This is a genomic window from Lactobacillus sp. ESL0237, assembly GCF_003692985.1.
Taxonomy (GTDB): domain Bacteria; phylum Bacillota; class Bacilli; order Lactobacillales; family Lactobacillaceae; genus Lactobacillus; species Lactobacillus bombicola.
Genome location: NZ_REHE01000010.1, coordinates 403,786 through 418,494, shown reverse-complemented (window position 1 = coordinate 418,494; position 14,709 = coordinate 403,786). Strand labels below are relative to the sequence as shown.

At 33.5% G+C, this 14,709-nt stretch carries 11 protein-coding genes; 10 read left to right on the top strand and 1 reads right to left on the bottom strand.

All coding sequences use genetic code 11. The features are described from left to right. Positions 1 to 73: 73 nt before the first annotated feature. The gene (locus F5ESL0237_RS07315) at positions 74 to 793 is read left to right on the top strand and encodes a helix-turn-helix domain-containing protein (protein WP_122022352.1); all 720 of its coding nucleotides are present in this window, start codon (positions 74 to 76) and stop codon (positions 791 to 793) included. Positions 794 to 942: 149 nt separating this feature from the next. Here F5ESL0237_RS07315 and F5ESL0237_RS07310 read toward each other — a convergent pair whose 3' ends face one another. After that, entirely contained in the window at positions 943 to 1,176 is a 234-nt protein-coding gene (locus F5ESL0237_RS07310) for a hypothetical protein (protein ID WP_122025049.1), read from the bottom strand. 146 nt (positions 1,177 to 1,322) lie between these two features. On the opposite strand from F5ESL0237_RS07310, the gene F5ESL0237_RS07305 reads away from it, so the two are divergent. The 9 genes from F5ESL0237_RS07305 (at position 1,323) to F5ESL0237_RS07265 (ending at position 14,303) form a co-directional block, all read left to right on the top strand. Next, positions 1,323 to 2,624, top strand: a complete 1,302-nt coding sequence (locus F5ESL0237_RS07305; protein ID WP_122025048.1) for a PTS transporter subunit EIIC — start codon at positions 1,323 to 1,325, stop codon at positions 2,622 to 2,624. After that, a complete protein-coding gene (locus tag F5ESL0237_RS07300) occupies positions 2,617 to 3,480 on the top strand; it encodes an alpha/beta hydrolase (RefSeq protein WP_122025047.1) in 864 nt (287 codons plus the stop codon). Before F5ESL0237_RS07305 ends, F5ESL0237_RS07300 begins: the two co-directional genes overlap by 8 nt. 2 nt (positions 3,481 to 3,482) lie before the next feature. Next, positions 3,483 to 6,011 (top strand): ATP-binding cassette domain-containing protein, encoded by a 2,529-nt coding sequence (locus F5ESL0237_RS07295; protein WP_122025046.1) that lies wholly within the window; start codon positions 3,483 to 3,485, stop codon positions 6,009 to 6,011. 198 nt (positions 6,012 to 6,209) lie between these two features. Beyond that, positions 6,210 to 8,300, top strand: a complete 2,091-nt coding sequence (locus F5ESL0237_RS07290; RefSeq protein ID WP_122025045.1) for an ATP-dependent Clp protease ATP-binding subunit — start codon at positions 6,210 to 6,212, stop codon at positions 8,298 to 8,300. A 241-nt stretch (positions 8,301 to 8,541) separates the two neighbouring features. Further along, positions 8,542 to 9,051, top strand: coding sequence for a hypothetical protein (locus F5ESL0237_RS07285; protein ID WP_122025044.1), 510 nt, complete (start codon positions 8,542 to 8,544; stop codon positions 9,049 to 9,051). Positions 9,052 to 10,396: 1,345 nt separating this feature from the next. Continuing rightward, positions 10,397 to 10,564, top strand: a complete 168-nt coding sequence (locus F5ESL0237_RS08645) for a lanthionine synthetase LanC family protein (protein WP_122025043.1) — start codon at positions 10,397 to 10,399, stop codon at positions 10,562 to 10,564. 142 nt (positions 10,565 to 10,706) lie between these two features. Beyond that, complete coding sequence (locus tag F5ESL0237_RS07275; RefSeq protein ID WP_122025042.1) at positions 10,707 to 11,444, top strand: ABC transporter ATP-binding protein; 738 nt, start codon at positions 10,707 to 10,709, stop codon at positions 11,442 to 11,444. Positions 11,445 to 11,460: 16 nt separating this feature from the next. Next, the gene (locus tag F5ESL0237_RS07270) at positions 11,461 to 13,374 is read left to right on the top strand and encodes an FtsX-like permease family protein (RefSeq protein ID WP_122025041.1); all 1,914 of its coding nucleotides are present in this window, start codon (positions 11,461 to 11,463) and stop codon (positions 13,372 to 13,374) included. Between the two features lie 368 nt (positions 13,375 to 13,742). Then, complete coding sequence (locus F5ESL0237_RS07265) at positions 13,743 to 14,303, top strand: SLAP domain-containing protein (RefSeq protein WP_122025040.1); 561 nt, start codon at positions 13,743 to 13,745, stop codon at positions 14,301 to 14,303. Positions 14,304 to 14,709 lie beyond the last annotated feature (406 nt).

The window sequence follows — 14,709 nt, the reverse complement described above, 5'->3', positions numbered from 1 at the left end:
ACCTATTTGCAGATAGTAAATTTATATAAGAAAAAATTTATATATTGATTAGTGAAATAGGAGAATAATAAATATGCTTGAAAAATTTATGCATGAGTGGTTATACGTTTCAGATTATGATGTGCCAGTAGCTGATAATGGCTTTGATGGACGTGCTAAAATCAATGGTGTTGACTTAGATATAAAATATATTGCTGTAGTAGCCTCAAGTGAATATAACAATTTGCCTGAATGGCGATTAGCATTTAATTTAGATAAAAATAAACGCGTATATGTTATGCGGCCAAATAAGGAAAAACATTTTTTAACTAATTTACCTAAAAATATTTTTATTGGTATTGGTAGACCACATTTTGACTTGTCGGGCAGTATTAAAGAAGCGCTGTTTGCTTTAACATTAACGAATAAGTTTGATGCCACTGTTTATTATGATGAAGTGGCAAATATGGCTAATATTATGCATTCAACCTTAGATTATCCAGCTATCCGAAAAAAGCTAAGTCAAATTGATGAAGATACGCAACTAACCCTATGGCTGTATGCCAAAGATCAAGTATCCATGTCGTCACTGGCTAATATTTTAATGGTTCACCCCAAGACTGTAGAATATCGTTTACAGAAAATTAAAACAGTGACTGAACTAGACCCACATAAGGGTATCGATTTATTAACCTTAATAGCAGCATTTTTAAAGGAAAGAACTGATAAATTGCGGATACTTGAAACTGAATTGCAGAGTTTTTCAAATCATATGTTGCCAAGAGATAAAACAACCTCTTTAAGTATTAAGTAACTGTCTAAGCGATTTTTATTAATATCATAAGCCAAATTTAATTTTAATAATAAAAGTCTCCTTAAGAATTCAAATATCCTAGTGTTAAACACTAGGATATTTTTATTTTGTCCAAAAAAAGCAGGAAATTTCCTGCTTGGCTTGCTTGGTTAAAGCTTATTTAAATCATCAATGTTGCTTTGAAATAATTTATTTGAATAGCTTGATTCACTTTCATCGGCTTGCTTCAAAGCTTCCTTGACCTGTGTTGAACTTAGGTGATTAACTAAGTATGCTTTAAGAGCTCTATTAGTTAATTCATCCAAACTAAGATCATTAAGATTGAGATATTTTTTAATCAACATTTCTACATTGGTCGATAATTCAATTTTTTTCTTACTCATTTTTTCACCTTCTAGAAGTTACAGCTATTATAACATTTTGAGTAAAATTACTGTTAAAAAATAAATAAGAACTATACGTAAAATTTGCTGGCTTAGAATAAGTGGCGTATTATTTTGTCTTAATAGCTTGGTTAGGAGTTCAAAAAATGATAGATATCGCTACTATAGTTAAAATTCGTGAGTGTTCTTTTTTTAAAGCTGCTCAACGTACTTTAGTTATGTTAATGCCAATTGCCATGGCTGGTTCATATTTTAAACTTTTGCATAATTTGGTTTTTGCCCCCGACGGACTAATATACAATATTTTTGGTTTAGACCAAGTAATATCAGATCAGTTTTGGTACACGGGTTCATTTATTAGTGCGGGCATGGTGGAAGTAACTTTTGGCATTTTTGGACTATATGCTTGTTACTTTATGGCTCAATATACGGCTCGAATTTATCATAAAGATTCGAGTATGGCCGGTATAACTGCTGTATTATTTATTCTTTTTTGTGCTTATGCATCTAGTACTAATCACAATACTCAACAGCTTTTTTCAGAAAGCTTATTACAAATTAATGCGGTATTTATTGCTCTAGTTATTGGTTATGGGGTTGGTCTTATTTACCGATTTTTGGGTAAAGATTATCAGCCTGTTAAAGATGAAAGTACAAGGACTATTCAAAGCCGGGTTTGGCAAGCTGCGCTTCCAGCTTGTGTTTGTCTCATATTGAGTATTATTTTAGGAATTTTTATTTATGATTTAAAAATTAAACTATTAAATTCGACTAGTTTTAATGAGCTTATTAATCGAGTACAGATTACAAATAATTTATGGGAAGTAATGTTACTCACAGTAGTTATTACTTTTTTAAATTGGTTAGGCATTGGTTTTCCAGTACATGCCCTTTCTGGAACAATTAATAATGCTCATTCTGCAGAAAATTTAACCTATGCTTTACAACATGGCAATTCTTGGCAGGTTCCTTATCAATTTTTGGGTAGTTCTTTAATTAATAATTATGCTATGATGGGCGGCTCTAGTGTTATTTTAGCAATCATTGTCATATTAATGTTACGTCATGAAAATAAAGAAATTGTTTCTTTAACCAAAATTAGCCTTTTGCCGGCAGCATTTAATTCAACTTTGGGCTTTACCGTGGGGCTACCAATTATGCTGAATCCCGTATTTTTGTTACCGAGCATTTTAATTCCATTATTTAATTTACTAATAGCCGCTAGTGCAATTAGCTTACGACTTATTCCGGTGAGTGTGTATCCAATTTTAAAAGGGACACCAGGGTTATTAGTTCCCTTTTTTGGGACTAATGGCAATTGGGGAACGTTGATTTTTACAATTTTGTTGTTTTTAAGTGACATTGGCTTATTGTGGCCAATTATTAAACTTAGTGAACGAGTAAGCAAAAAGTTAAGTGAGGCTACGCAGGAGAATGTAAATGAATAAAAACACCAATTATAAATGGCTACTCGGATTAGTCGTAATTATGACTATCTTATCTATCCCCAGTTATTCCTGGATGAAAAAAGAAAATAATACTCGAGCAGAACGGAGTAAATCGTTACTTTCGCCCGTAATTATGGTGCCGGGATCAAGTGCAACAACAGAACGATTTAATCAATTAATTAGTCAGTTGAATAAGACAACTGTGCGCCGACATAGCGTATTAAAAATCACTGTTTCACGTGAAGCAAAATTGTCATATAGTGGTTCAATTGGGAAAAATGACCGCGAACCATTTATTATTATTGGTTTTGCCGATAATCGCGATGGATATGCAAATATAAAAAAGCAAGCTTATTGGCTAGACATAGCGTTTGACTCTTTAATGAAGAACTATAAATTTAATAACTTTAATGCTTTTGGTCATTCTAATGGAGGACTTATTTGGACCTATTGGTTAGAACATTACTATTCACAATATGACAGCGATGCTAAGATTAAACGGTTAATGACTCTGGGGACGCCTTATAACTTTACTGAAAAAAACATAGCCAATCGAACGCAGATGTTAGTAGACTTTATTAAAGGACGTAGTAAATTACCGCAAAGCTTAAAGGTTTATTCGCTAACTGGTGGTAAAAATTATGAATCTGACGGCATTGTACCTGAAAGTAGTGTCGCAGCGGGTAAGTTTATTTTTCAAAATCAAGTTAAAGCTTATACGGCCATAATCGTGACCGGTAAGCAAGCAGATCATTCTGAATTACCCCAAAATAAACAAGTAATTCAAGTGATTCGCCAATATTTATTGAAAAAGCCTAACAAGTCGGTGAAAGCAAATAAAAGAAAAGATGATTAATCATGAAATATAAAGAACAACCAACAAAGATTGAAGTAATTGGTGGCCGGGTTAATAATTTGAAGAATATTAATGTCGAGATTCCCTTGCATCAATTTGTAGCAGTAACGGGTCTTAGTGGCTCTGGTAAATCTAGTTTGGCAATGGGAATATTATATGCAGAAGGCGCGCGCCGCTATCTTGACTCCTTGGCTACTTATACGAAAAGACGAATTAATCAAGTAGGACGTGCAGCTGTTGATGAAGTGCGCCATATTCCATCGGCTCTTGCCTTGCGCCAGCGTCCTGATATACCTGGAATAAGATCAACAGTAGGAACAGTGACTGAAATTTTTAATATTTTACGCCTTATTTTTTCCCGGCTCGGGTCACCTGTTTGTCCTAAGGGACATCGAAATGCCCCCACTATTGAAATAGCGCAGGCCATGGATTTAACCGGCGAGCAAATGGGTAAGATTCATTGTACAGAATGCGGAGTGGAATTTTATGCCTTTAGCGCAGAAGATTTTGCATTTAATTCAGATGGTGCTTGTCAAGTATGTCAGGGTTTAGGGAAGGTTGAACAACTTGATGATAGTAAAATTATTGCTGATGAAAATAAAACGATTGCTGATGGAGCAATTGCTACTTGGCAAATTCCTGGACGCAATTGGATGTGGCGTATTGCCCGTGAATTAGGAGTTCGTACAGATATTCCTTACCGCGACTTAACTAAGAAAGAAAAAGCAATCGTGCTTCATGGTGAAGAGAGAAAAGTACCAGTAGATGTTCCAACCTCGACTGGACGTATTTATCATCTTGATGCCTTATATGAAAATGCCTATAATGCAGTGATTAATTCGCGTAAGACTACTAAGTCTGAACGCGGGCTTGAACGAATAAATTCCTTTTATCATTTCAATACGTGTCCGCATTGCCAGGGCTATCGTATTGATCCTACCCGTTGGCAACAATTAGTTGCTGGGAAAAATATTGTTGCAGCTGAGCAATTAACTTTAGGTGAGTTGCCCCAGTATATGCAAGCAATAAAGGACTGGTTGCCGCAGTCAATGCAAGACTTAGCTACAAATTTAAGCGATGAATTACTACATCAGGTTAAGCCTTTATTGAAGTTAGGTTTAGATTATCTAAGTTTAGCTCGGTCAGCTAATAGTTTGTCGACTGGCGAATTACAGCGCATACAATTAGGCCGAACTTTAAGGACAGAAACTACTGGGGTGTTATATGTGTTAGATGAACCTTCAGTAGGGTTGCATCCTGATAATGTAGCTGGCTTAATTGATATTTTTCACCAATTAGTTAATCAAGGAAATTCTTTAGTAGTAGTTGATCATGAAACTGCAATTATCAGTGCAGCTGATTGGATTATTGAAATTGGCCCTGGTTCTGGTAGTCAGGGAGGACAAATTATTGCTCAGGGTACCCCGTTACAAATAAAGCAAAATTCTAATTCGTTAATTGGCCCATATTTAACTGGTAATGCACCGCTGCTTGTTCGTCCAGCGGCTAGTAGAGAACTTTTTTCATTAGGACAAATTGACCTAGCAATCACCCAGCGTTTTAATTTAAAAGACGTACAAGTTAAAATTCCGTGTGGCTTTATGACGGCAGTTACTGGTTTTTCTGGAGCAGGGAAAACCACGTTAATTCTTGATGCCTTGTTATCGGCTTTGCAGGCGCAAAAAGCACATCAACCAATGCCTAAATGGATTAAGCAGTTTAAGGGTAAGACAATTAAAAATGTAATTAGTGTTGATTCTTCACCAGTAGGTAAAAATCAACGTTCTACAGTAGCTACTTATACGGATATTATGGATAATTTGCGTAAATTGTTTGCCCAACAACCGCAAGCTAAGAGTTATAAGTATCGTGCCAGTCATTTTTCCTATAATAATAAAGAGGGAGCTTGCCCAGCTTGTGGGGGTAGTGGTGTAATATCGCTTGATATTCAATATTTGCCCGATATGGTTGAAACTTGCTCACTTTGTGAAGGACACCGCTATAATCAAGATGTGTTAAGGGTAAAATGGCAAGGATTAAGTATTGCCGAGATACTCGACTACTCAGTAGCTGAGCTACTTCAGCAAAATTTGTTTCAAACAGAGCCTAAAATTCAAAAAACATTAACAACTTTAAGTCAAATGGGTTTAGGCTACTTGCATCTTGGTGAAGCAACACCCGCTTTATCAGGAGGTGAAGCTCAGCGGCTAAAGTTGACTAGTCATTTGCACCGGCAACAAAAAGACAGTTTGTTTATCTTTGATGAACCGACAGTAGGACTACACCCGCAAGATGTTAGAACGCTATTGCAAGTTTTTCAACAACTTTTAAATAAGCAGGCGACAATCATTACAATTACCCATGATTTAGATATTATGGCTAACAGTGATTATATGATTGACTTAGGCCCGCGCGGAGGAGCGAATGGGGGGCAAATAGTTGCTTGTGGTACACCTGTGGATATTTCGCAAAATAGGCAGAGTTTGACAGCAGAATATTTACGTGACCAGTTGCAGTTATACCAAAAATAACTAAATAGTAAGCCTTATTTAGGACTATAAGTCTTGATTGATAAGGCTTTTTTGCTTTCAAAAAATAATTGTGGAAAAGTAAGTTGCTTTTCTTGCTATCTGTGGATAACCTGCTATAATTACAAGTATAAGAAATTAGCACTCAATGCTTTTGAGTGCTAATTAAAAAATTATAACGAATACAAGGGGTGTTTAGATATGACATATTTTGACAACGAATTTGATAACCTATTTAACGAATTAAACAATTCTTTCTTTAATAGTTCGAGTGATAATAACGGTTCGATTCCTATTCACTATTCAAGCAGTATGAATATGGCACCACAAAACCTTAAGCAAAACGTTCCAACTCAAAAAGAGCAACCAATTGGGATTGACTTAGTTGAACAAGCTAAAAATAATAAATTCGACCCTGTAATTGGGCGCGATGAGCAAATTCAAGCAGTAATTGAGATTTTAAGTCGACGTAAGAAGAATAATCCGGTTCTAGTTGGACCAGCAGGTGTCGGTAAGACCGCAATTGTTGAAGGTTTAGCCCAAAAAATTGCCCAAGGGGACGTTCCTGAAAAAATGAAAGATAAGCATATCATTGCCATTAATATTAATGATATGGTTGCTGGCTCAAGTTTACGGGGTAGCTTTGAAGAACGCTTAAAGAAAATTATTGATGAAGCAAAGAAAAATCCTAATATTATCTTATTTATAGATGAATTACATAATATTGTTGGCGCTGGTTCGACTGATTCGGAAAATAATAGTGGCGATGCAGCTAATATTTTAAAACCGGCTTTAGCTAGTGGAGATTTAAATTTGATTGGGGCGACAACTACTAGTGAGTATCGCCAAATTGAAAACGATGCGGCTTTAGCGCGGCGTTTCCAACCAGTTGATGTGCCAGAGCCTTCAACTGATGTGACCGTGAAGATTCTGGAAGGTTTAAAGAAAAAGTATGAAGAGTATCACCATGTAAAATATAGTGCTAGCGCTCTGCGGCTTGCCGTAGAATTATCACAACGTTATATTCAAGGTCGTTACTTACCAGATAAGGCCATTGATTTACTTGACGAAGCTGGAGCAAAGAAAGGACTTGATGCAACCCCTAGCGATGAAGCAGGACTGAAACAGCGTATTAAAACTTTAGAAAATGACAAAAAAGTTGCTGCTCAAAATGAAGACTATGCTAAGGCCAGTGACTTAAAACAGCAGATTGAAAAATTACGTGACCAATTAGACCATCTTGATGATGCAGATACGCCTAGGGTTACAGATCAAGATATCTATGCTCTAATTGAGGCTAAAACTAAGATTCCAATGAGTGAATTACATGCCAGTGAAGGACAGAAAAACTTAAATTTAGCGGCAAAATTAAAGGCAACAGTGATTGATCAAGACAAGGCCATTGAAGTTATTACTGATGCGATTGCTCGTAAACAAATTTTCAAAGATAATAATCGTCCAACTGGTTCCTTTTTACTTACAGGTCCAACTGGTGTTGGTAAGACAGAACTTTCTAAGCAATTAGCAATTCAATTGTTTGGTGGTGAAAACCATTTAATTCGCTTAGATATGTCGGAGTATCAAGACCAGATGGCTGTGAATAAGCTCATTGGCTCAGCTCCAGGATATGTTGGCTATGGTGAAGGTGGTCAATTGACCGAAAAAGTACGCCACCAACCATATAGCTTGATTTTATTTGATGAAATTGAAAAAGCTAATCCCCAGATTTTTAATGCTTTATTACAAATTATGGATGATGGTCGCTTAACCGATGCGCAAGGGCGAACTGTTTCCTTTAAGGATACGATTTTAATCATGACGTCAAATGCAGGTTACTCAGATAACTTACTTAAGGATGGTCAAGTTGACCATGATCAGTTGATTAAGGCACTAGAGGCTTACTTCAGACCAGAATTTTTGAATCGCTTAGACGCAATTGTTCCGTTCAATGCACTTACGCCAACCGATATGACAAAGATTATCGATATTTACTTGAAGAAAATGACGCATGTCTTGGCTAAAAAAGACGTCAAATTGGTGGTTTCACCTGAGGCTAAAGCTTACTTTGCACAAAAAGGTTATGACAAGAAATTTGGTGCAAGACCATTACGGCGCGTGGTGGAACAGGAAATGGAAACACCAATTGCTAAACTATTAATGAAGGCGCCAGACACTAAGGAAGTTAACTTCACGGCTGATGGGGCACATGTCTACTTAAACGGGGATGCCATTATTGATATTGATGTACAATCTGTAGATAAGGATGACCAGGCAGAAAGTAAGACAGAATAATGCTGTAAGTACAAAGCGCTAAGAAACTAAATAGCGCCTTGGTAATTACTGTGGATAACAAAAAAGAAGGCTGGTAACAACAGCCTTCTTTTTTTATGCGCGGCTTAATGGGTGAAAGTAAAAGAAAATGACTATACTGCTTACTAAAGTAGCAAAATTTAATAAATTAAATCTGTTATTATTAGCACATATGCTATAATTGTATAGTATTTAAAATGTTTGATATCCAAGAGGTAATGAGATGAAAATAAATAAGAAAATTATTTCGTTAGCCATTGCTGGTGTTGCAATGCTTGCACCTATAACTAGCCAAATTGCTGTAGTTTCAGCAGATACGGCTAATACGCAAACAGACACTAATAAGCAAAATACTAACAAGGCAGCTGTCACTTCAGCTAATCCCAAGAAAGCTGAACCAGAACCAAAGCTGCATAGCATTAGAGAGAAAGCAAACTGGTCAAAGCAACATAAACGTGCCAATCGCGCATTTAACCAGCTAGTTAAGCAAGGGCAAAAGCTATCACCACAGAAACAAGTTGTACTTTACCAAAAATGTTTAAAACACTTTGAGTTGATTAATACTAAATATACTAAGAGGTTTACTAAGCAGTTAAAGGCAGAAATTAAATGGTTAAAGACCCAGATTTTACTAGCAAATGATCATGATGAATTCCTGCCTTATCCAGCAGTAAATAATACAAATAAGCCTGAAAAACCTAAATCAGCAAAAACATCAAAAGAAGTCATTTAAGGCAAAAGATACTTTTAATGATGGAGATGGAAGCCATCTGTATAGTTACGGTGATAGTAATTATTTGAATGACTATCCACAATATAAAAAGTAGCCAATTTATGGTAATAAAATTTTAATTGGACGAGAAATTTAAAACTTTTAAGAAACGTGGCTGCAAATTTAATGGAAATCAGGGTTACAAAGCACATAACAAAAACTTGCTGAGCGTGACGATAAACTTATTGCTGAAGGAAAATTAAATTAATTCACCTTTTGTTATAGGTCGTTTAATTAACTATCAGAATACTAATTTCACACCGCTAGGGAAACCAAGCGGTGTTTTTATTTTGTTAGCGAGGTAAAAGATAAAGTCAATATAGAATCTCAATATATTATTAAAAATAGTGATATTGCAATTGATTTACTGTCAGTTATGGGATAGTTTTATGTAAATTTCGGCTACTAATAAAAAGTTTCGTTTTATTATTTTGTAGACACACAAGTAAAATTTTAATATTTTTTACAAACGCTTCTGAGAAAAACTAATCCGTTTATGCTAACAAAGAATTAAGGCAAACCACTAAAAATGTGGTTTGCCTTTTTTAATTTTAGTTTTTGTTCATTGTGCAATTAACTATATGTCAGCGCTGTTTTGTATTTGAATCATTCCTTCGTCTTTTTTCCAATTAAATTAAAGCGAAAATTGTAATTTTAAGTTGAACATGCTACTTGACTTGATAGAGGCAATCTAATCTTTTTTCATATAATTTGGCGAAGGTATGACAAGCTAAAATTTTGCGCGGCAGGTTATTGCAATTTTATAGAAGATATAACTACCGCGTTAGATTATCAAATTAATCAATCCTGAATCCAAAAATAGTAAAAAGATCAAATCATTTGGAACTAATAAAAGCATTAATATGCTTGTACAAATCAATAATATTCCTATTACTTTATCGTTTTTTTTTGCTTTCTATCTTTGTTGGCTTCAAGTAAGGTATCAATATCAATGCTATGCCTAAAAATATAAAGATTATCGAAAAACTTATGTTTCTTTTTGAACAAATAAAGTAAATTATTCCAATTAAAAATTGCAATATACCACATATTAGGTATGACATTTTAGCAGTTAACTTAAATTTATTCATATTTCAAAACTCCATTGTATGACTAGGATAAAAAAATTCATATTATTGACTAATTTATAATCTTAAATATAGATATTAAATTAGCAAAGTCTTGCATTTTAGAAAAAGGCATTGGTGTAGTGATTGCCTTTGTCATAGCAGTTTAGGCAACATAGAATGTCTATCACCGATATTTTATCACCAATTATTTAAAGAGGCTTAAAAAAGCCTAAAAAATTACTACTGATCTTTGTGCTAATAAAAACTGGCTATCTGGTATTCCACAAAAAAGAAATGTTTTTGGATTGATGACAGGTATGTCAGGAACGGCATATGAATTATTGAGAACCATATATCTCAAGAAAGTCCATTCGATATTAGAATTAGAGCTTTATAAAAATTAATTAGAAAAAATAATATTTCAACTTTTATTTCAACTCATTTGGATTTCTTTTTTTACTTTTTAGGATACTAATTGATAGCGTTTTCTATTATATTTATTGTATTAGATATATAGTACAAGGAAACAGGAAGCGAGGATTAATTATGACTAAAATTTTACGAGTAAATAATGTTACTAAATTTTATGAAAAGCGATACCAAGCACTAGCCGGTATTAACTTTGCAGTTGATTTTGGCGAATTTTTAGCAATCATGGGTGCGTCTGGTTCTGGCAAGACTACGTTGCTTAATATGATTTCGACATTAGATACAGCTTCTGGAGGCACAATCTATGTTGATGATCATGAAATCTCCAAATTATCTGATGATGAGGCTGCCAATTTTCGTAAGAAAAAACTAGGTTTTGTTTTTCAAAACTATCGTTTATTAAAAAGCTTAACGGTAAGACAGAATATTGCCGTTCCTATGTCATTACTCGGTAGAAATGACCAAGAAATCGATCAAAAGATTGATAAGTTAGCCGAATATTTTAGATTAAGTGATCAACTTGATAAATATCCAGTGGCTTTATCTGGTGGTCAAAAACAGCGTGTAGCGATAATTAGGGCCATCATTAAGAATCCAGCACTCTTATTGGCCGACGAGCCTACAGGTGCGTTGGATTCTCAAGCAGCTAAATTAATCATGGAATATTTAGCAAAAGTGAATCAAAAATTTAATACTTCTATCTTAATGGTTACTCATGATAGTTTAGCGGCCAGTTATGCTAACAAGGTTATTTTTCTAAAAGATGGCAAAATTGTTGACCAAATCGTTAAAAAAGATAGTAATGATGCTTTTCAACAACTATTGGCGCAAAAATTAGCCGAAGTAGAAGCTTAGGGGAGTGAAATTAATTATGAATTACAAAGTAATAGCTAAAAACAATATCAAAAACGGCTTTGGCTTATACCAAAATTATTTTATCTCGCTTTCGTTAATTCTAGGATTATTCAATACTCTGCAAATTTTCGCTAAAGACCATGTAATTGCTGATTCTTTATCAAGTTCAGCAAAAGTGGAGTTCATGTCTTATGTTACTTCGATATTATTTACCTTATTTACAATTTTCTTTATTATTTACTTTAATCATTTTTTCTTAAAGCAGCGTGCTGAAGAGCTAGGAATTTATTCAATGTTAGGCATGTCAAAGAAGAATATTACTTCAATTTTAATGATAGAAAACACCATTATTATTGGAATGGCCTGCTTTGCTGGTATCTTTCTTAGTATTTTGTTTTATAGTTTAATAAAAATACTTTTGATTGCAGCTTTAAAGCTTGATATACCGTATCTAACGCAGTTCACCTTTTTACCATTCTTAATTACAATAGCACTTTCTATTTTTATATTATTAGTTATCTTTTTTGATAATCACCATTTGATTAAGTGCTTATCCATCATAAATATCTCTAATTTAAATCAAGCTGGCGAAAAGGCTGTTAAGACCAAGTCTTGGACAGCTTACTTAGGGATAATTTCGTTATTAATAGGCTATGTCTTGGTTTTAGATCTTGTTAAACAACAATCTTTGTGGGTCAAAATCGGTTTTGTACCAATGGCACTGATTACATTAGTATTGGTAATAATTGGCACATTTTTAATTATCAAAAGTACTTTAGCTTATCTTATTAATCGTAAAATCAATAACCATCATCAGCTGTATCGACCAACGAATAATATCTTTTTGCCAGAATCGCTGTTTAAATTAAAGACTAAATCAAATCTATTAGTTGTATTGTCTTTAGTTATATCGGCTGTTATTGCTCTTACTGCAACTTGCTTTTTACTAATAAATTATCAAAAAGCTTCATTAATAAAAACAGTTCCTTCGGCTATTGAAATTGACCAGAAACTTAAGCCTGATCAAGTGACCAAGGTGAAGCAAATCACTAAAAATTACGGTGGTGATTTTAAAACGGTAAAAGTGATTAATGCGACTGCAAAACGACCAATAGTACTAAGTGAAAAAATGGCTACCAAAAAATGTAGAATTATTAATCTCAGTACTTTTAAAGGGTTATTAAAGCAACAATATAATAAACCGCAGCATAATTCCAAATTTTCTAAGAAGTTAGCGTATCTTTTTACACCATATACGATAAAGAATTCTCGTGGTACGGTAAATATTAACAAGCAAAAAGTCAGTTTGAAAGAGACCAATATCTGGCCCATATTCGCTAAAGGTAATTTTGCTTACATAGCTGTTAATGACCAACAGTTTAAAAAAATAAGTCAACATGCTAACAGTAAGACAATTTATGCAATTAATGGTGCCAACCTACGCGACAATGAGGAACTTTACAACAAAATCAAAGAGTTAAAGCTCCAATTTCTAAGTGCCTACAAAACTAATAAAGATGCACTTTCATATAATAGTGCAGCATTCTTAATGGCAACTTTTATCTCTGTATTGTTTTTTGTATTTATTGGTTGTATTCTCTATTTCACTATACTCATGGATACTTTAGGTGTGACTGATGAATTCAAATTTTTAGGTGATATCGGCTATAATAAAAAGCAGCTACGCAAAGCGGCTACTGCTAATAACTTATTGATATTCTTACCACCTATAATTATGGGCGGATTGAATGGTTTAATGGCTTTCATTGGATTCAGATTTAATTTTTTAGCTAACGACGTAATAAAATTTTTAGGCGCTTTTCAGATGGTGGGGGAACCAATTATTATAACTTGTTTATTACTTTTAATTGCTTATAGTATAATTTACTTTTTTTCATACCATAAAACTAAAGTTTTATTAGGTATCTAAGTAAGAGCTTTAGCCATAACTTGTATGTAAACAATCAACTTAGCTTAACTTCTTTGCAGATTTGCAGAAAGCCAAAATCGAGTGGAAAAAAGGCAAGAAATAGCAAAAAATATAGTTGATACAATATAAGTATATTTGTATTTATAATAATTAATACGCATAATCATGTTTTTTAGTACAATTATAAATATGATTACATGTGTACTTTTATTTGATATAATTTATACAAAATATAAATAAAAGCTATAGGACATCAAAATATAGATATTAGAAATTAATTTAACCTATATGTAAACCAAAAAAAGATAATATGCTATAATAAAACAACTTATGTAATATTTTACTATATAAATATTAAAGGAGATAAAATGAACTCAAGAAAAAAATTAGCAACTATGGTTTGTGGAATTGCACTAACTTGCTTTGGTATATCAGCTAACAACCAAGTAACAATGGTTCATGCTGCCGTATCTTCCACACCAAGTGCAGGTAATGATACTTCTACACCAGGTGAACTACCAACACCAAAAATTGGACTTAAGTTATACTTAAATAGAGCCTCATATCAATATACTAAAGCAGGTAAACGTGTACCAAAAAGCAAACTTTCTAAGAAAAAGACAGTTATGAGTAATGGTAAAGTTTACACTATTAAAGGCAAAAAGTATTATTGTATTGGTCATAATAGATATATTAAAGCAGTTAACGTGCTCCCATATAGTAAAAAGCATGATGAACTACTTAAGTTATATTTAAATAGAGCGTCATATCAGTATACTAAGACAGGTAAACGTGTACTAAAAAGTCTGCTTTCCAAGAAAAAGACAGTTATGAGTAATCGTGAAGTTTACACTATTAAAGGCAAAAAATATTATCGTATTGGTCATAATAGATATATCAAAGTCGCTAACGTTGTTACCCCTTATTAATGATTAGGAAGATTAATAATTGAATTAGCAAATGTACAACTAATTGCCCAACGTAGAGCGGTATTGTAAAAATAGAAAAATACCCTAGGTTCGTTTGAACTTAAGGTATTTTTTATACAATTGTATTTAATTAAACTGCGCATAACAATATAGAGTTGACAGTTTATGTTGAGGTTTAGTTACTTAAATAGTGATTGGAGTAACCAAGAGCGGTTATTTAAGCTAGTTTCAGCAGGCTTTGACCTTTTAGCTTTTCTAAATTTTTACATAGGAGGCTTACGATACTGATGTTTACTGATTGCTTCTTTTTTGCTATTTTTGTATCAATAAGTCTTGAACTTATACAAATAATTAATAATAGGTGGATAAAGTATGAGGCTTAACTAAGCAAATAGTCAAATTGTTT

What these genes read in the sequence shown, in the direction of transcription:
- F5ESL0237_RS07315 (WP_122022352.1), top strand. Translation starts at nt 74, where the DNA reads ATGCTTGAAAAATTTATGCATGAGTGGTTATACGTTTCAGATTATGAT.
- F5ESL0237_RS07310 (WP_122025049.1), bottom strand. Translation starts at nt 1,176, where the DNA reads ATGAGTAAGAAAAAAATTGAATTATCGACCAATGTAGAAATGTTGATT.
- F5ESL0237_RS07305 (WP_122025048.1), top strand. Translation starts at nt 1,323, where the DNA reads ATGATAGATATCGCTACTATAGTTAAAATTCGTGAGTGTTCTTTTTTT.
- F5ESL0237_RS07300 (WP_122025047.1), top strand. Translation starts at nt 2,617, where the DNA reads ATGAATAAAAACACCAATTATAAATGGCTACTCGGATTAGTCGTAATT.
- F5ESL0237_RS07295 (WP_122025046.1), top strand. Translation starts at nt 3,483, where the DNA reads ATGAAATATAAAGAACAACCAACAAAGATTGAAGTAATTGGTGGCCGG.
- F5ESL0237_RS07290 (WP_122025045.1), top strand. Translation starts at nt 6,210, where the DNA reads ATGACATATTTTGACAACGAATTTGATAACCTATTTAACGAATTAAAC.
- F5ESL0237_RS07285 (WP_122025044.1), top strand. Translation starts at nt 8,542, where the DNA reads ATGAAAATAAATAAGAAAATTATTTCGTTAGCCATTGCTGGTGTTGCA.
- F5ESL0237_RS07275 (WP_122025042.1), top strand. Translation starts at nt 10,707, where the DNA reads ATGACTAAAATTTTACGAGTAAATAATGTTACTAAATTTTATGAAAAG.
- F5ESL0237_RS07270 (WP_122025041.1), top strand. Translation starts at nt 11,461, where the DNA reads ATGAATTACAAAGTAATAGCTAAAAACAATATCAAAAACGGCTTTGGC.
- F5ESL0237_RS07265 (WP_122025040.1), top strand. Translation starts at nt 13,743, where the DNA reads ATGAACTCAAGAAAAAAATTAGCAACTATGGTTTGTGGAATTGCACTA.